At 69.5% G+C, this 16,433-nt stretch carries 14 protein-coding genes and 4 pseudogenes; 11 read left to right on the top strand and 7 right to left on the bottom strand.

Going from position 1 to position 16,433, the window contains the following annotated elements:
- Positions 1 to 9 precede the first annotated feature (9 nt).
- Positions 10 to 222: a hypothetical protein gene (locus tag OG453_RS38050; protein ID WP_266873301.1), complete on the top strand. Its 213-nt coding sequence runs from the start codon at positions 10 to 12 to the stop codon at positions 220 to 222.
- A gap of 132 nt (positions 223 to 354) precedes the next feature.
- Positions 355 to 606: a hypothetical protein gene (locus tag OG453_RS38045; RefSeq protein WP_266873300.1), complete on the top strand. Its 252-nt coding sequence runs from the start codon at positions 355 to 357 to the stop codon at positions 604 to 606.
- Between the two features lie 96 nt (positions 607 to 702).
- On the opposite strand, the pseudogene OG453_RS45250 reads toward OG453_RS38045, so the two are convergent.
- Positions 703 to 1,038: pseudogene (locus tag OG453_RS45250) on the bottom strand (phage portal protein); the annotation flags it as partial.
- Positions 1,039 to 1,284: 246 nt separating this feature from the next.
- On the opposite strand from OG453_RS45250, the gene OG453_RS38040 reads away from it, so the two are divergent.
- The gene (locus OG453_RS38040) at positions 1,285 to 1,602 is read left to right on the top strand and encodes a hypothetical protein (RefSeq protein WP_266873299.1); all 318 of its coding nucleotides are present in this window, start codon (positions 1,285 to 1,287) and stop codon (positions 1,600 to 1,602) included.
- 22 nt (positions 1,603 to 1,624) lie between these two features.
- Here OG453_RS38040 and OG453_RS38035 read toward each other — a convergent pair whose 3' ends face one another.
- Positions 1,625 to 1,861: a hypothetical protein gene (locus tag OG453_RS38035; protein WP_323178729.1), complete on the bottom strand. Its 237-nt coding sequence runs from the start codon at positions 1,859 to 1,861 to the stop codon at positions 1,625 to 1,627.
- Between the two features lie 11 nt (positions 1,862 to 1,872).
- Between OG453_RS38035 and OG453_RS38030 the strand changes: the two are divergent.
- A pseudogene (locus OG453_RS38030) lies at positions 1,873 to 2,514 on the top strand (peptidase dimerization domain-containing protein); the annotation flags it as partial.
- A gap of 62 nt (positions 2,515 to 2,576) precedes the next feature.
- Here the strand turns inward: OG453_RS38030 and OG453_RS38025 are convergent.
- Positions 2,577 to 2,894 carry a hypothetical protein gene (locus OG453_RS38025; protein ID WP_266873298.1) on the bottom strand — a complete coding sequence of 106 codons (318 nt, stop codon included), beginning with the start codon at positions 2,892 to 2,894 and terminating at the stop codon, positions 2,577 to 2,579.
- Between the two features lie 274 nt (positions 2,895 to 3,168).
- Between OG453_RS38025 and OG453_RS38020 the strand changes: the two genes are divergently transcribed.
- The gene (locus OG453_RS38020) at positions 3,169 to 3,582 is read left to right on the top strand and encodes a DUF6086 family protein (RefSeq protein ID WP_266873297.1); all 414 of its coding nucleotides are present in this window, start codon (positions 3,169 to 3,171) and stop codon (positions 3,580 to 3,582) included.
- Positions 3,583 to 3,633: 51 nt separating this feature from the next.
- Here the strand turns inward: OG453_RS38020 and OG453_RS38015 are convergent.
- Together OG453_RS38015 and OG453_RS38010 are read right to left on the bottom strand one after the other, a co-directional pair.
- Positions 3,634 to 5,017 (bottom strand): annotated as a pseudogene (locus OG453_RS38015) (ISL3 family transposase); the annotation flags it as partial.
- Positions 5,018 to 5,181: 164 nt separating this feature from the next.
- Complete coding sequence (locus OG453_RS38010) at positions 5,182 to 5,472, bottom strand: hypothetical protein (RefSeq protein WP_266873296.1); 291 nt, start codon at positions 5,470 to 5,472, stop codon at positions 5,182 to 5,184.
- Positions 5,473 to 5,589: 117 nt separating this feature from the next.
- On the opposite strand from OG453_RS38010, the pseudogene OG453_RS38005 reads away from it, so the two are divergent.
- Positions 5,590 to 6,593, top strand: a pseudogene (locus OG453_RS38005) (IS5 family transposase).
- Between the two features lie 251 nt (positions 6,594 to 6,844).
- Here the strand turns inward: OG453_RS38005 and OG453_RS38000 are convergent.
- Entirely contained in the window at positions 6,845 to 8,125 is a 1,281-nt protein-coding gene (locus OG453_RS38000; RefSeq protein WP_266873295.1) for a S9 family peptidase, read from the bottom strand.
- A 978-nt stretch (positions 8,126 to 9,103) separates the two neighbouring features.
- Here OG453_RS38000 and OG453_RS37995 point away from each other — a divergent pair.
- The 4 genes from OG453_RS37995 (at position 9,104) to OG453_RS37980 (ending at position 13,387) form a co-directional block, all read left to right on the top strand.
- Complete coding sequence (locus OG453_RS37995; RefSeq protein ID WP_266873294.1) at positions 9,104 to 9,292, top strand: hypothetical protein; 189 nt, start codon at positions 9,104 to 9,106, stop codon at positions 9,290 to 9,292.
- Between the two features lie 740 nt (positions 9,293 to 10,032).
- A complete protein-coding gene (locus tag OG453_RS37990; protein WP_266873293.1) occupies positions 10,033 to 10,443 on the top strand; it encodes a transposase in 411 nt (136 codons plus the stop codon).
- A gap of 1,166 nt (positions 10,444 to 11,609) precedes the next feature.
- Positions 11,610 to 12,407, top strand: a complete 798-nt coding sequence (locus tag OG453_RS37985) for an SDR family NAD(P)-dependent oxidoreductase (RefSeq protein ID WP_266873292.1) — start codon at positions 11,610 to 11,612, stop codon at positions 12,405 to 12,407.
- Between the two features lie 38 nt (positions 12,408 to 12,445).
- Positions 12,446 to 13,387, top strand: coding sequence for an aromatase/cyclase (locus OG453_RS37980; protein WP_266873291.1), 942 nt, complete (start codon positions 12,446 to 12,448; stop codon positions 13,385 to 13,387).
- Between the two features lie 72 nt (positions 13,388 to 13,459).
- Here the strand turns inward: OG453_RS37980 and OG453_RS37975 are convergent, their stop codons facing one another.
- Positions 13,460 to 14,410, bottom strand: a complete 951-nt coding sequence (locus tag OG453_RS37975) for an MBL fold metallo-hydrolase (RefSeq protein WP_266873290.1) — start codon at positions 14,408 to 14,410, stop codon at positions 13,460 to 13,462.
- Between the two features lie 304 nt (positions 14,411 to 14,714).
- Between OG453_RS37975 and OG453_RS37970 the strand changes: the two genes are divergently transcribed.
- Entirely contained in the window at positions 14,715 to 16,286 is a 1,572-nt protein-coding gene (locus tag OG453_RS37970; protein WP_266873289.1) for a DHA2 family efflux MFS transporter permease subunit, read from the top strand.
- Positions 16,287 to 16,433: the final 147 nt, after the last annotated feature.

The raw sequence follows: 16,433 nt of genomic DNA, 5'->3' as shown, positions 1-16,433 counted from the left end.
CGGGGCGCCGTGGGCGTCGAGGCCGAACGACTGAGCCGAGTAACCGGCCGACTGGACGGCTTGCCGAGTCAGGGCCTCGCCGCTCCTCTGGTGCTCGTCGACCCTGATCTCGAACTGAGCCAGGGTGATGCCCGCGCCATCGTTGGGCGGCATCTTCAGGGAGTGCCAGACTTCGCGGTCGTCGTCGAACGATGCTCCGTTGCCGGGGCCGTGATCGCGTAGGTATCCGTCGGGGACGATCAGCCTTGCGCGGGCGAGGCGGATATCGCGCATCCATGACGTCCACACGTCGTCGAGAGCGTCGAACACATCCCTGATGCCCTGGAAGTCGCTACGCCCCATCGGGGATGACCGGTGCAACCGGTTGGGCCCGATGTTTGGGACGTAGGCGACCGTGAGTTCGGTGATGCCGGTCTCGACGCTGACACCGTCCTCGCCGAGACTGCCCGCAAGATCGGCGGTCTCGGAGTGCTCGGCCAGCGGAACGGCGCGGCCGAGATTGTCGGGGGTGCCCTCGTACAGGCCGTGCAGGATGCGGCCGGGCTCGTGCCGCTCGACGTGCCGGAACACGGTCGACTGAGTCGAGCCGAGGAGGTCGCGCCATAGGGTGGCGGCCCGCAGCATCCCCCAACGGAATTCCGGGCTCACGTTGTCGGGCTGGACGATTGAGAAGATCGGCCGGTCGACTAGGTCGCGGTCCCATGTGGCGCGGTAGTACGCCCCGGACAGGGCGGCAGCCTGCTCTGCGGCGGCGTGCAGCGCCTGTTGTATCTGGCCTTCGTCGACCAGGGTTTCGAGGCGTTCCTGTGTGGCCTTGTCCTCGACGCTCAGGGACGGCATGTCGCTGAAGAGCAGGTGCGCGCTCACGGCGGCGATGTCGGACGCCAACGGCACGTGCAGTCGGTGACGGCGCGGCCGGGCGGGCTGCTCGCGGTGCCGGTTGAACGGGCCCCGGCGGGACGGAGCGGCGTCGTGATCGCCGTAGTAGCGGGCGAGGCGGCGCCGGTCACCGGAGTACCACGCGTCGTCGAGGCGCATCTCGGCGTAGTACGGCGCCCACTGCGGGGGCGGCCACGCTGCGCCGTTCTCGGGCAGTGCCATCGTGGCTCACCTCCTGGTGGTGGTGTCGGGTTCGGGGCGGTCACCTTGATGGCAGTGAGATACGCGTCAACCCGTGGGACTCCGCTGAGAATTGCCGGTTGCAGGAAAGTGGTTATTGATGCACGGATATTCCGATCACATCTCATATCGTGATATATCTCAGTGGATGTGCTAGGGGGTTCCGTGGTCGCGCATGCGGTTGTTGCTGTTGGTGTTGCTATCGGTCAATTCTTGATCGGTGAAGGCGTCGAGGAACTGAGCAGAATCGAGAACGAATGGGTTCGAAAAAGGTCGATCGATGGCGCGATCGAGAAGATAACTGCACGTCATGGGGCTGAGCACAGGGCGACTTATGTTCACATGCTGTGCAAGAAGTGTATGAGTGCCGGGTGGGCTCGCGAGCTGCACAAGCGGAACCATAAGAAGAAGAAAAAGAATCGAACTAAGTATTGCCGCTGCTGCGGCTCGGGTGACTGGCCTTACAGCGCCTTCAAGAAGTAGCTCCCATCTAATGCTTCACCCGTCATGCCGAAATGCCCGCCGCGAAGTTGTGGGGAGTGGTGAGCAGGTGGCGCCACTCGTGCGCGGTGGAGTGGATGACGTAGCGCAGGGCGTCGGCGCTGTGGTCGTCGACCTTGATCGGGGCGTCGTCGCCGCGCTCGGTGGCTTTGGGGTCCCAGGAGTAGCCGGGGAGTTCGGCGAGCAGTCCCTCGCACGAGTCGTGTACGAGCAGGCGGTCGGCGGCGAGCAGGCTCGACACGGATCGGATTGGTGCTGGAGGACTGGCTCGCGGCCCGCGAGTTGCCGCACCGGCGCCTGCATGACGCGGCGGGTGCCCTGGTGGGGCTGCTGGTGGAGATCCCTGGTGGGCGGCCCGGTCCTTGGTGGGCGCTGGACGCGTGCGTGGACACTGCCCCGTACGGCGACGAGACCGCCTGGTCCTTCCCGTCGGCCTGCGGCGACATCGTCGACGGATGGCTGCGCGGCCGCGGGGCGGCCGACTCCAAACTCGCCGCGGCGATGTGGCGGGCCAGCATCGCCGTACATGCCCCCTCCGGACACTCAGGGTCCAGCAAGACCGTGGTCGGCGCCATCTCCCGCGCCGCGCACCTCGTGCGGCTCCTGGACGCCGCCGACCTTCCCGGCGTGGACGACGGCTCAGGGTTCCCGCTGCCGCCGAAGCTGTCGGTCACCGCTTTCCACGGCGGACAGGGCTTCTCAGTCACCCCCGACCGGGTCGACATCAACGTAGATGTCCGCACCACCCCGGCCTTCGACGCACACGACGCCGAGACGCTCATCCGCAAGGCCGTCGCCGAACTCGACGCGGAGCTGCCCGCCCCGGTGCCCACCGAGGTCGCCCCGGTCGCCACGTGGCCGCCGTTCCGCCTCGCCGAGGACGAGCAGCCCGCAACCACCCGAGCCCGCGCCGAACAGCAAGCCGCAGGCTGATCCACCGCCCGCACCACTCGACGCTACCGGCTGTTGGCGTTTCCGAGTTCGACTGCCAACGCAGCCATGTCCCGCAGGTGTTTGTAGTACTCGGTCGCGCCGTCCTCATCATCGATCGACGGCAGGACCTTCTCAACGGCCGCGAGGCAGATGAGAAGGCTTTTGCGGCGCTTCTCATCAAGGGGCCCTGACAGCGACGAAAGGACACAGCCGGCGATGTCCGCGTCGAGCAACACCATGTCTTCGCCTTCGATCTCTCGACCGCGCATGTGTGGTGGGAAGGGCGCGCGCATGTGCTCTTCCCACATCCGTGACAGCAGGTCCAGTTCCGATTCGCTCATGTTCGCGATCATGCCTTACAAGCCAGGCTCCGCAGGAGAGAGCTCCGGCAGAGCTGTCGGATGACCGCTTGACCTGCTTCGGCCACGGCGAGAAACTCTGTCTGCCAACGCGCCGGTGCTGCTAGATCTCGACAACATTCTCCCGGTGCCAGGTCATCGTCCGCTCTCGGACCTCGCCGACAAGTGCTCTCCGTTGTCAGGCTCTGGTCCACTTTTCGTGGAGGGCCGACAGACCGTAATGTCGGCCTCCTATGACCAGCAGTGAGAGGCTGACGTGAGCCAGTACTACGACTTGGGCGACCGAACCCTGTGGAACCCGTCCAACGGGGCGTCCCGGCTGTTCATGAGCCAGGTCACCGTCTATCAAGCCGAAGTGGGTCTGCCATCCGGCATCAGCCCCATGGAAGCTGATGAGTGCCAGATCGACCCCATCTCATTCGCAGTGTTCGTCGACGCCCTGCTCGACTGGCATAGCAAAACCAGACACGCCGTCATGGCCACACTGTCCGAAGGGTTCGTTGCCACGGTGCTGGCCTTGGCTGAGACAGCGAACATCGAGGTGAACTGGCAGACGGCCGAGCGCGCCGAGAGCCATTATCACAAGACGGCTTCGAACCCCCATGCAAAGGAGTGGACAGCCGCGCTGCAGCAGAAGTCACGGGAGCTCGTCCGACACATGGCGCCCTGAGCTTCGTCTGCCCGCACCTTTTGGCAACTCGCGAACGTGGCCCTACGTGTAGAGCAGGACACGCTTGCGGAGGAGACCGAAGCTGGCTCGGCCGAACATCTGGCGCTTGAGCATCTTGATCCTGTTGACGTGGCCTTCCACGACGCCGGAGTTCCAGGGCAGCCGTGACGGCGTCGAGGTCGCGCAGGAGGTGCTGAGTGAAGTGGCGAAGGCTGGGCAGTTCGGTGGTGGCGCTGGCTGCTTCGATCCACTCGGGGAGCCGGTCGCCGTGTAGGTGGGTGAGCATGTGGCCGAAGAAGCGCACGTGCTCGGCGAGTGCCGTCAGTTCGGGGCAGTTGGCCAGGGCTGCTTTGAGCTGGATCCGGTCGCCCTCCGGTAGGGCGTCGGGGTGGGTGAGGATCCAGCGCGTGACCGCGCGGGCCGATGGCGGCCGGGGGCCGACCAGTTGGGGCTTGCCGCGAAGAGTCCTGCTGACGTAGTCGCGGACGCTGGCGTATCCGCGTGGATAGCCCTGTTCCTTGATCTCCTCCCACAGTTTCCAGGCGTTGGTGCAGCCTTCCTGCCAGCGCTGATCGAGGTAAGGCTTGTAGGCGTCGAGCCTGGTCGCACGGCTTTGCCACTGACCGGTGAACATCTCCTCCGGAGTCGTGGCTCGGGAGAAGCGCAAGATCGTGTTGAGGGTCATGCCGAGCTGCCGGGCGACGGACCGCTTGCTGTGACCGGCGGCGAGGAGGGCGTGAATGGTCGCGTGCTTGGCGGGTGCGCTCGGCGAACCGGTGCCCTGTTGGCCAGGGCGACGATCCGGTCGGCTCCGCCTGCTCTTGCAGTTTCTCCGGCCGTGCCGGCATGGGACGCAAGCAGCCTCGGTGCCGGTAGACGCATTTTCGGCGGCCTCGCCCAGGTTGTGCCACAGGTGCCATCGGTCGGCGACCTGGAGGGCCTGTGGGGCGCCGCGGGTGGCGCCTTCGGCGAAGAAGGTGGCCCGGTCACGACAGATGATCTCGATGCCGGGCCGCTCGGGGAGCCAGACCGCGAGCGTGTCGGCCTCCCGGTCGGGAAGTAGGTCGATCGGACGTCGTGTTTCGACGTCGACAAGCACGGTTCTGTAGACGCGGCCCTTGCGCTGGGCGTATTCGTCCACGCCGACCACGCGGGGCGTGGTGGCGGCGGGATCCGGAAGGGAGGCGATCAGCCTCAGCAAGGTATTCCGGCTCACCGGCGCCCCGAAGGTAACCGTCATACGGGCGCCTGCCCGGCCTGCGAGCGCAAGGCCGACCGACACCAGCGTCGATCGCAACCGCTCCGTCCGTCGTCCGAACCGGCGAGTGAGCCCTGGGACTTGCTCAGCGAAGGTCTTGCGCGGGCAGCAGTCCTTGGCGCAGACGACCCGCCGCACCCGTAACGACACCACGACGAACTTGCCCGCCGTCGGCAAATCATGAGGGAATCGCAGGTAGGAGCCATGTATTCGCCCCGAACCAGCATCCGCACCCCGGGCAGGCCGCCCGGGGTGCGGTCGTACGAGCCTCGATCCGGACGACCGTGTCGGTCACCTCGACCGATTCCACCAATACGCCCTCGACCGAGGAGAACAGCAGCTCATCCAGCTGTGGCAGCACTTCGTTCACGGCGAAGAACTGTCGACCACACCACCGTCCAGCCCGGCGATTTTCGGGCGAACTCAACCGGCATCACGCGAAGATCAACGGTCACCCTGCGTACGCGACCACACGAAGTGGACCAGAGCCCGTTGTCACCTACGCAGCCACAGTCATCCCAGGCGGCGAGGAAGTCGGTCAACTCGGCCTGCTCCAGCTGCTCGTACAGGGTTCCGGCGAGCTGCCGGTCGGTGGGAGCGGTGAGGTAGTCGCCAAGGCGGATGGTGGGCATCGGGGGCCTCCAGTGTGTGGTCGGTGGCCGTGCCCGGGGCGGCTAGGGCCTGTGTGACGTCGTGATCAATTTCGGGTTCTGGTCCCGTGCGGGGTAGGACCTGGTAGGACGCTGGGTGTGACACGTAGGCAACTCACCGACGAGCAATGGGAGTTCATCGAGCCGTACCTGCCGATAGGCGAGTACGGTCCGTAGCCCGAGCGGCTGCGGGAGCAGTTCGAGGGGGTGATCTGGCGGTTCCGGTCCAGCGCCCAGTGGCGCGAGGTGCCCTCCGAGTTCGGACCGTGGCCGACGGTCTACGGGCGCTTTCGCGTCTGGCGGGACGCCGGGGTCTTCTCTGCTCTCCTGGAAGGCACGATCGCGGAGGCCGCCCGCCGCGGACAGACGGACTTATCCCTGGTCAGCGTGGACTCCACCACCGCCCGCGCCCACCACGACGCCGCCGGGATGTACATCGGCAAGGAGGTCATGGACGCCCTGGAGGAAGCCGCCGCCGACCAGGAACGGGCCCGGTAAAAGGGGGCGCCGCGCCGGAACAGAACGGACAGGACGGAAGCGACGCCCTCGACCGGGAAAAACGGCGGCACCTCAGACGACGGCACAAGCTCCGTCTGAAGGAAGCCCTGCTCGGGAGATCCCGTGGCGGGCTGACGAGCAAGGTTCATCTCGCCGCGGACCGCAAGTGCCGTCCGTTGTCGTTCGTCCTGACCGCGGGACAGGCCGCCGACAGCCCGCAGTTCGTCCCCGTGTTGCAGAAGGTGCGGGTCCGTCTGCCTGTCGGCCGTCCCCGGACCCGGCCTGGGGCTGTCGCCGCCGACAAGGCCTACTCATCCCGCGCCAACCGTTCTTACCTGCGCAAACGAAACATCAAGGCCGTCATCCCGGAGAAGAAGGACCAGGCAGCCAACCGGAAGAGGAAAGGCAGCCGGGGCGGCCGGCCCACAGGTCACGACGCCGGTCTCTACAAGGAGCGGAACACCGTCGAGCGTCTGATCAACAAGCTGAAGGCCTGGCGGGGCATCGCGACTCGATACGACAAGACGCCCCAGAGCTACCTCGCCGGCCTCCACCTCCGCGCCTCCATGATCTGGATCAACGACCTGCTGAAGGCAACTGATTGATCACGACGTTACACAGGCCCTAGTTCGGTCCTAAATTATCTCGGCGGGTACGTGACAATGCCGGGGCCGGGGCGCTTGTGCACGGGGAGGGTGCGCCGATGGGGGTATGTTCCGCGTGGCGTCTTGCAGGTCGCGGTGGTGCTTACCGGGGCCGGGAGGTGATGGCTGTCTCGAACTCCTGACCGTAGCTCACGGCAGGTCGGGGCGAGCGTCCAGAGGGGCTGGGCTCTGGTGGTCGGGGTGGGGGCGGGTCATGGGTTGCTGCGCGTGGGGAGTGTGCTGAACCAGCGCACGACCTTTGCTGTTGCCTTCACGTTTGAGCCGAGGTGTTGTGACTTCTGGTGGTCGGCGGTGCCGAGGTCGATGACCGGCACTCCGATTTCTCTTTCCTGGAAGGCTGCGGCGCAGTTGGCGGTGTTCTGGACGGTCGCCTGTTCGTCGCCTTGTGCCCTGTAGAGCCGAATGGGTGCCGTGGGCTTCCAGTGTTTGCATACGCTGTCGGTGGTCCGCAGCCCGGCCGTGAGGCCGCTCTTGGGCCGGGTCAGCAGATCGCGCCCGTATGGCGTCAGTAGTTCGTCCGGCGTGCGGGGCAGCGCGTTGATCATCTGCGGGCCGGTGTGCATGCCGTCGAACAGTTCCTCCACGGCAGGGTCGCGGAACACCTTGCCCGGGTTGTCGTACACATCGTGGACGCGGTCGAAGGCGACCAGGGTGTATGCGGCGTACACCACGCGCCATCTCGGCTCCAGCTCGCTGTCGCCCGCGAGCAGCGCCGGGATCTGGGCACCCCCGAAGTCGTAGGCCCCGCTGATGGGGGCGAGGGCGCCGGGCCTGAAGTGCCGGTCCTCGCCCGCCTGGAGGGCCCTGGCGAGCCCGAGCGCAGCCGATGCGCCTTGGGAGAAGCCGGTGGCCAGGACGTCACGGTTAAGGGCGCGTCCGGTGGTCGGGGCGAACTGGCGGGCGGCGCGGAGCAGGTCGAGGGAGGCTGTGGCTTGGGACGGCACGTCCATCCAGGGGTGCTTGGCCGGGCCTGTGCCCATGGCGAGGTAGTCGGGTGCGACGGTGGCGAAGCCTGCGGAGGCGTAGGTGATGGAGGGGCCGGTCAGGAACACCTTCCGCTGCATCGAGGGCGCGTCGATGCGGTGGACGCCGGTGCCGTGGGCGAACGAGACGGTCCGCAGATGTCCTTGGACCCCGCGCGGGACGGTGAACAGCCCGCTGGCGGTGGTGGGTTGGCCCTTCGTGTCGATGGTGCGGTAGAGGAGTCGGTAGGCGTCCACGCCGTGGCGGGCGGCGCCGGGGTCGTACCCGCAGGCGGTGAGCTCGGCTGCGGAGTCCTTGGCCGAGGTGAGGGTGTAGAGCGACTCGGCGGAGAGCAGGGTGCCGCGCTGGGTGGCGGCGTTGGGGGAGGGCGCGGCGGACGTCCCTGATGCAGCGCCGGTGCTGACGACGCCCGCGCCGGCGAGGATCGTGGCGGCGACGGCGGCTGTGGTGACTCGGCGGTGGCGGTGCGGGGTTCGAGTGACAGGCACGGTGCGTTCTCCCTCGACTCTGGCTGATCCGAAGCGGGTTCAGCCTCCATCGGGGGCGGCGCTGGACGCACTGGTGCACACCCCCGGGCGTGGGGGAGGGGTAGACCCCGGGTGCCGTCTTGTGATGGTGGGCATGGGGGCCGCCCTCTGCTCTTCGATGTTGGGTGGGGCTCTTGTGCCGGGAAGGGCGGAGCCGGCAGGACGGTGATGGGCCCAGCTCCTTTGGAGGGTCGTCTTGACCTGCCGTGAGCTGTGGTCGGGAGTTCGAGGCGGTGATCACCTTCCGGCTCCGGTGGGCGCCTCGGTGACCTGGAGGGTGCCACGGGGAGCGTGCGCCCATGGGCGCACGCTCCCCGTGTAGAAGCGCCCCGGTCCCGGCTCTTGGTGGGGCGGGTGACTGTGTGGTTTCTGTGTTCCCCGTCCGTGTGGCGCCGGTCCCGTGGTCGATGCAGCCGTGGGGGCCGGACGGGCTGTTCCCGGCGTGGCCGCTTGGCTTTCCGGGCGTCGGCGTGTGAATGCGGTTGTGTGGCGCGGTTTCGGGGTGAGGCCGGTCTTCTCACTTGTCGACGAGATCTGCATGTGTCTCGTCGTGCACGCCGGTGTGCTCGGGCGGCGTTCAGTGGTTTTGGGTGGGGTCGGCGGCTGCGGACGTGTCCTCGGTGGCTGTCTGGGCGGTGAGCGGCTGGCGTCGTGGGCCTGCGCGGCAAGGTCGGTACCGGCGCGGATGCAAGAGGTTGAAGAGTGGTGCTGTGGGTCGCCTGGGTCGTTGGTGGTTTGTCCGCGCGGGGAGTGCCTGGCTCAAGGCGGCTGCCGGGGGGCTCGGCCGCCCTGGCTCGCGGGTGGTCTGCGGGTCTGATGTCAAGGAACTGTGGGTCGACACTGCGTCCCGCCACCCGAATGGATCTTTATTCGTTGCGGCGAACGGTGTGCCCGGTAATCGTGCTTATGAGATCAACCGCACTCTCAGTTGGAGGCAAAATGCGTATCCGTCTTTCTGTCACCGCTCTCGGCCTGGCCGCGCTCGCGCTGCTGGGCTCGGCGGCCACCGCCACGGCGGCGCCCAGCACTCCCGCGGTCGGCCAGAGCAGGCTGGCGCCGATCGGTGATGACAACAATCAGGGGGCTGTGGACTTTTCGGTCGGTGACATGAACGACAACCACGCCTGAGTGTTTGTTTCCGTCGCCTCGCCCGGGTCGAGAGGTCCGGGCGGGGCGACGGGTTTGTGGTGTGAGGGGTGGCATGCCGTCGTGAGGGCTTCGAAGCGGGGGCATGCTGGGCCTGGGCGGGCGTGACGTGTGGGGGCTGTCCCTGTTCGGGGTGGTGGGTGTGTGCTGGTGGGTGTGACTGCTGGATTGCCGTCCTTGCGCCTGCCGGGTGCGGCCGCCGGCGGTTGAGGGGGTACCGCCTGTCGGGGATGTGGTGGTGCTGGTCTCGGGGTCTCAGGGCCGGGGGCTGTGGCGGCAGGCGGTGGTGGCCGGGCTGCCGGGGTTGGATGAGGCCGGGAGGCCGGGAGGCCGGCGTTGGTGCATGTGGCGATTGCGGCTGGGGTGGCGGGGGTGTCGCGGCGGACGGTGTGGTGCCGGCCGGCGGTGGCCGGCCGGTGGGGGTGCGCCGAATCTGTTGCGCGGCGCGGCGGGTTCGTGTTGACGGATGAGTGCACGGATGAGTGGTGGGCCCGTCTCGAACAGCTGGGGGATGTCGCGCGGTGGCACCGCCGGCTGGTCCGGGGTCAAAGCGCTGTTGTGCTGGGGCGGTTGGTGTCGTTGGTGTCGTTGGCGGCGATGCATCGGGCGCTGCGTGAACACCTGCGGGCGGGCCGGGGGGGGCGACCCCGCTTCGCCAATGCCCTGGCCGTCCAGTCCTTGCGCCCTGACCGGCGCCCGGGGCCCGGCGCCGTGGCGGAGGCATGGGCGCACGCTGTCGCCATCTTGGCGGCCTGTCCGGCGCCCGCTGGGTGCCGGCCGGGCCGCTCCTGACGGGCTGGCGGGGGGGCAGGGTCGGCCGTGGCCTCGGCATCGGCCATCCGCCCCGCCGCGGTCTGCGCGGCCTCCTGGATGCGGTGCTCTGGGTGGTTCGCACCGGGATTGCTTGGCGCTGCTTTCCGCACACTGGCCCGCACTGGAACGGGGTGTGGCACTGCTTCGGCCGCGGGGAGAAGGGCGGCATCTTGGAGCGGCTCGACGCCCTGATGCGGCGCCGGGTGCGCGAGGGCGGGAGCCGCCTGGCGGAGCCGGCCGCGGTGGTGATCGACGCGCAGAGCATCATGGCTTGCGCCGGCGTCCCCGCCGTCGAACGGGGCGCCGACGCCAGGCGGTGATCGTGTTGAAGGGCAGTACGCCGGCGGTGAACGGGCCGGCCCCGGTGAGGAGTCGACCGGCCGGGGTGCCTTGGGCAGGGACGGTCAGGGCCGCCGCGGCGGTGGCGGCCAGGACGCCGGGCGGCAGGATGACCGCCGCGCGCGGGCTGGGCGGCGGGGACTGCGGGTTGGGCTGAGGCGCCGTCAACTCCCTGTAGGGGCGGGGGGTGCGCCCGTGACGCCGGACGTGTCTGATGCTGGAGGCATGGGCGGGCAGCAACCCCCTCACCCCCGATGACGTGAATCACTCTCCATGACGTGAATCGCTCTGCGTTGCCGGAAGTGTTGCGGGCAAGGCCGGGGGGGGGAGGGCCGCACGCCGTGTCTGGGGCGTGGGCGACGCGGTCCGCGCGGGGCCGCCGGGGCCTGCCGCGGATGCTGGGCGTGCTGCGGATGCCGGGGAGCGGGGTGTGCCGGAGGCGGTCGGCGGTGGCGAGAACGCTGCCTGCCCGCCTTCGTGCCCCGGCTCGGCTGTGGCCGGGCCCCGTGCCCGGGTGTGCTGTTGCCGGGGTGGTGTGGCTTGGGGGTGTGGTGAGGAGGATGGTGTGGGTGTCCGGGCCGATGGCTTCGTTGTGCCCGGCGCTTCGGTGTTGTTCTCTGCGGAGGCGTTCGAGTGCCTGGTGGTGGATTGCGGCGGGCAGTGGCCGGTGCGCGCGCGGGGGGCGGTGTCGGCCGGCGCGCTGTGCCTCGATGCCGCTCTGGGCCGGGGCGGTGTCCTGGGCCGGGTCCGGTTCGAGCCGCCCGTCATCGGGAGGGGACCGGTGTCCGGGGGGCGGTGTTCTTGGTGACACCCCCGGGTGGTGAGGTGACACCCCCGGGTGGTGAGGTGCTGCCCGGGGGTGTCTGGGGGGTGTCTGGGGCGGGCGGGCTGTGTTGGGGGCCCGTGGTGAGACCCTCGCTGGCGTTGTGCCTGTACGGGGTGGAGCCCGGTGCGGGGGCGGCGGGTCTCGCCGTGCTCTGCCGCGGGGTGGGCCGGGCGGGACTCGGGGTGCGGCAGGGCTCGTGGCCGCGGGCGGTTGTCTGTGGCGGGCCCGTGTTCGCACTCCTGGGTCTTCAGTCATCCTCCAGGGCCGCCCTCCAGGCTCGGACCTGTTCAGGCAGTGTCGGGCAGGTCGGGAGGGAGCATCATGACGGCGGAGCCGCAGAGCGGGGAGTCTCGGGTCGCGTTGGTCACGGGGGCCACGCGGGGCATCGGCCGTGCGGTGGCCGAGACGCTGGGCAGGGCCGGTGTCAGGGTCTTCATCACGTCGCGCAGTGCCGAGGATGTGGCGGCGGTGGTGAAGGAGCTGACGGAGTGCGGCATCAGCGTCGACGGCGTCGAGGCCGACGTGCGCTCGGGCCAGGACGTCGCCCGTTGCGTGGCGGCGGCCGTCGATCGCTTCGGGCCCATCGACATCCTGGTCAACAACGCGGGACGCAGTGGCGGCGGGGTGACCGCGCAGATCACGGACGAGTTGTGGAACGACGTCGTCGAGACCAATCTGACCAGTGTCTTCCGCGTCACCCGTGAGGTGCTCAACGCGGGCGGGATGGGGTCCAGGTCTGTTGGGCGGATCATCAACATCGCCTCCACGGGCGGCAAGCAGGGAGTGGTGCTCGGAGCGCCGTACAGCGCCTCCAAGCATGCGGTGGTCGGCTTCACCAAGTCGCTCGGGCTGGAACTGGCCAAGACCGGGATCACCGTCAACGCGGTGTGCCCCGGCTATGTGGAGACCCCCATGGCCCGGTCGGTCCGGCAGGGATATGCGGGCCACTGGGAGATCGCCGAGGAAGAGGTGCTCAAGCGGTTCGAGGCCAAGATCCCGCTGGGCCGCTACACCGCCCCGGAGGAAGTGGCCGCGCTGGTGGGCTACCTGGCCTCTCCCGCCGCCGCTCCGATCACCGCCCAGGCCATGAACGTCTGCGGCGGCCTGGGCAACTACTGATGCCCGCCCAGTCCGACCGAAGGAGAGCCGGATCCACCATGGCAGTGACGCATCACGCTCGGCACACGATCACCATCGACGCCCCGGCGCAGGCGGTGTATGCAATCATCGCGGACGCCGCCGACTGGCCGCGCGTCTTTCCCCCCTCGGTGCACGTGGAGCAGACGCCGCTCGGTGAGGGTGAGGAGATCCTGCAGGTCTGGGCCACGGCCAACGACGAGGTCAAGTCCTGGCAGTCGCGGCGCCGGCTCGACCCGCAGGCGCTCACGATCGGTTTCCGGCAGGAGAGGAGCACGGCTCCGGCGACGTCGATGGGGGGCCAGTGGCAGATCCGCCCGCTGTCCAAGGCCCGGTGCGAGGTCGTGCTCCTGCACGACTTCACGGCCCTGGACGACGCCCCCGAGAACGTCGAGTGGATCAACCGTGCGCTGGACCACAACAGCGAGGCCGAGCTGGGCCGGATGAAGTCCACCGCGGAGTCGGCCGGGCAGCTGGGGGAACTGCTGTGCACCTTCGAGGACCGGGTGCGCATCGAGGCGCCGAGCGCCGAGGTGCACGCGTTTTTGTGGCGGGGCGAGCAGTGGCAGGAGCGGCTTCCGCATGTGGCCCGGGTGAAGCTGACGGAGCCGCAGGAGGACATCCAGGTCCTGGAGATGGACACCATCGCCAGGGACGGCTCGCGGCACACCACCGAGTCGGTGCGGGTGAGTCTTGGCTCCTCCCGGATCGTCTACAAGCAGCTGCGTGTGCCGCCGTTGCTCACCGCGCATGTGGGGGCCTGGCTCCTTGAGGAGTCGGAGGGGGTGACGACGGCCGTGGCGCGCCACACCGTCGTCATCAACCCGTCCTCGGTGACCCTGCTGGGTCCGGAGACCACCGTGGCCGGCGCGCGGGCCTTCATCCGGGACGCGCTGGGCACCAACAGTCTGGCGACGCTGCGCCACGCCAAGGAGTTCACCGAGCGCAGTCCCGCCCGCTGACCGCGCAGTGCGGCCCCCGTCCACGCCGGTGGCGTGGACGGGGGGCCGCTCGGGTGTGTCTGCGCCCCTGCCTCAGGCGTGGCATGCCACCGGACGGCCGCCGTTGTACTGCGCCATCTCCCCGAAGACCGGCGCCGAGCGGATCTCGGTGTCCCGCGCCGGCGAGGACTCCTCGGCGTAGGCGCGGTGCAGGTTGGCCACCAGGCGCTCGGGGTCGCGGAGCCCGGCGTAGGGGCCCAGGTCCGCCTCGCGCGCGGTCTGCAGGGGGGAGAGTCCGGCGGCCAGGCCGGCCCGGGCTCTGTCGCGTACCCACAGCAGGTAGTCCCGGGTGGCGTCGAGGACCTCGGGGCCCGCGACCGGACCGTGGCCGCCGACGATGACGGCCGGGTCAAGGGCGCGCAGCCGCTCGATGGCCTTAAGGGTGCCGCTCAGCGAGCCCATCAGGACGAAGGGCGTGCAGCCGGGCAGCAGGACGTCCCCGGCGAACAGGATGCGCTGCCGGGGGAGCCAGGCCACGATGTCGCTGGTGGTGTGCGCGGGGCCGACGTGCATCAACTCGGCGGTCAGGTCGCCGACATGGAGCGTGGTGCGTTCGCGGAAGGTGAGGGTCGGCAGGGCGAGGCTGATGTCGCCCCACTGCGTGTCCGGCCAGACCTCGCGCATCGCCAGGCCGCGCCGGGCCATCTCGGTCCGGGTGACCTCGTGGGACACCACGGTGGCGTGCGGGGCGAGCACCGAGTTCCCGAAGTGGTGGTCCCCGTGGTGGTGGGTGGTGACGATCGTGCGCACCTCCAGGGGGGTGCGGGCGGCGATGGCCGCGCGCAGGGCGCGGGCCCGCCGCTCGGTGGCGGCGGTGTCCACCACGGCCACCGCGTCGTCGCCGATCAGCACGCCGGCGTTGTTCAGGCACCAGCCCCCGTCCGGCTGGATGTAGGCGTGGACGCCCGGTGCGAGCTCCTGAAGACGGGGCGGGGCCGGCGCGGGCGGGGCGCCGGGGCGGGGCGTGGCCGATGGCTGGGTCATCGGGGAATTCCTTCCCGGGGCAGGGGTGGGGCAGTGCGCGTGCGGTCCTCACGATCTGCCGTCCCGCTGGAGCGGTGGAGGTGGCGCGATGGCCGCGGAGAGGAGGACCGGCGCAGGAGCCGGCTCCGCTGTGTGGCACACCTTGCACCGGAGATCTCTGCGGGACATACTGTTCCACAGTTGTGGGGCAAGTTGTTCCGTATCTCGTCGGTGGGCCGGTGCCCATGGGCCGGGATCCGCGGATCCATGTGACGGCCGGCCCCGCATCCCCCCATTTCCACAGCTCATCGGCAGGAGAGATCTGGTGTCCGAACGATCCCTGGGGCAGGCTCACGCGACCCCGCCCGCTTCCCCACAGGCCGGCGCGGCGGCAGGCGCCGGTTCCCGCAAGGGTCTTGCGCTGGCCGCCATCGCGGTCGCCCAGCTGATGGTCGTCCTCGACGTCTCGATCGTGAACGTGGCACTGCCGTCCATCCAGAGCGCCCTCGACTTCTCCGCGACCAACCTGGAGTGGGTGGTCAACGCCTACGCGCTCGCCTTCGGCGGACTGCTGCTGCTCGGCGGACGGATCGCTGACATGTACGGCCAGCGCCGTACGTTCCTCTTCGGCGTCGCCCTGCTGACGGTGGCCTCGCTGCTGGGCGGCGTGGCGACCAACCAGGGCTGGCTGATCGCCGCCAGGGCCGTGCAGGGCATCGCCGGAGCGCTGGTCGCCCCCGCCGCGCTCGCGCTGATCGCCAGCACGTTCTCCGAGGGCGGCGAGCGCAACAAGGCCATGGGCATCTACGCGGCCATGGGCGGCGCGGGCGGCGCGCTGGGCAACGTACTGGGCGGCGTCTTCACCGACGCGCTCAGCTGGCGCTGGGTGCTGTTCGTCAACGTGCCCATCGGCATCCTGCTGTTCCTGGCCGCCGTCAAGGCGTTCCCCGCCGAGCGCGTCACCACCGAAGGGCGGCGCCTGGACCTGCCGGGCGCCGTCACCTCCACCGTCGGCATGTCGCTCGTGGTGTACGGGCTGATCCACGCGGCCACCGAGGACTGGGGCAGCGCCGGTACGCTCACCCCGCTCGTCGTCGGCGCCGCCCTGCTCGTCCTCTTCATCTTCATCGAGGTCCGCAGCAACTCCCCGCTCATGCCGCTGAGCATCTTCCGCAACCGCAACCGCTCCGGGGCGTACGCGATCATGCTGGCGCTCGGCGCCGGCATGATCGTCCTCTTCTACTTCCTCACCCTCTTCATGCAGATCGTGCTCGGCTTCAGCCCGCTCAAGACCGGCTTCTCCTTCCTGCCGTTCGCCGTGGGTGCGGCCGTCTTCGCGACGATCAGCAGCCAGGTGGTGGGGCGCGTCGGCCCGCGCATCCTGCTCGGCGCCGGGACACTCCTGGCGGCCGTCGCCTTCTTCTGGTTCTCCCGGCTCAGCGAGGACGGCAGCTACAGCGCCGACCTGCTCGGCCCGCTGGTCCTCTCCGGCTGCAGCGTGGGCCTGTGCTTCGTGCCGCTGACCCTCGCGGCGGTGGCAGGGGTGCGCAAGGCCCAGGCCGGTGTCTCCTCCGCCCTGCTCAACGCCGGACAGCAGGTCGGCGCCGCGCTGGGGCTCGCCGCACTGGGAACGATCGCGGTCACCGCCACCAAGGACCGGCTCACGGAGCTGATGGGCCCGGCCGCCGCCAAGGCGGCCGAGGGCTACGGGCCCGCGGACGCGGCGCACATGCCGCCGCAGGTCCGCAAGGCGGTCTTCGACTCGCTCGCGCACGGATACGGCACGGCGTTCCTGGTGACGGGCTTCGTCCTGCTCGGTGCGTTCGTCCTGGCCGTCCTGGTGATCCGGGTCTCCTCCAAGGACGCGGAGAACGCCGAGATGGGCGTCGTGATCTGAGCCGCCCCGATGCCCGCCGGGCCCGCAGACCCGGGCCCGCACGCCGTACCCGACCCTGAGGAGTCCGCAGTGAACGCCCCAGCGCAGACCGGCGGCGCACCCGCCGTCGACCTGACGATGATGTACGCGATCCACCACGCCTTCCGG

The sequence above is a fragment of the Streptomyces sp. NBC_01381 genome (genome assembly GCF_026340305.1).
Lineage (GTDB): Bacteria > Actinomycetota > Actinomycetes > Streptomycetales > Streptomycetaceae > Streptomyces.
Note: the sequence above shows the minus strand (reverse complement) of the source record. Positions and strands in the feature narration are given on the sequence as shown.

What these genes read in the sequence shown, in the direction of transcription:
- OG453_RS37980 (WP_266873291.1), top strand. Translation starts at nt 12,446, where the DNA reads ATGGCAGTGACGCATCACGCTCGGCACACGATCACCATCGACGCCCCG.
- OG453_RS37995 (WP_266873294.1), top strand. Translation starts at nt 9,104, where the DNA reads ATGCGTATCCGTCTTTCTGTCACCGCTCTCGGCCTGGCCGCGCTCGCG.
- OG453_RS38025 (WP_266873298.1), bottom strand. Translation starts at nt 2,894, where the DNA reads ATGAGCGAATCGGAACTGGACCTGCTGTCACGGATGTGGGAAGAGCAC.
- OG453_RS38010 (WP_266873296.1), bottom strand. Translation starts at nt 5,472, where the DNA reads ATGCCCACCATCCGCCTTGGCGACTACCTCACCGCTCCCACCGACCGG.
- OG453_RS37985 (WP_266873292.1), top strand. Translation starts at nt 11,610, where the DNA reads ATGACGGCGGAGCCGCAGAGCGGGGAGTCTCGGGTCGCGTTGGTCACG.
- OG453_RS37990 (WP_266873293.1), top strand. Translation starts at nt 10,033, where the DNA reads ATGGGCGCACGCTGTCGCCATCTTGGCGGCCTGTCCGGCGCCCGCTGG.
- OG453_RS37975 (WP_266873290.1), bottom strand. Translation starts at nt 14,410, where the DNA reads ATGACCCAGCCATCGGCCACGCCCCGCCCCGGCGCCCCGCCCGCGCCG.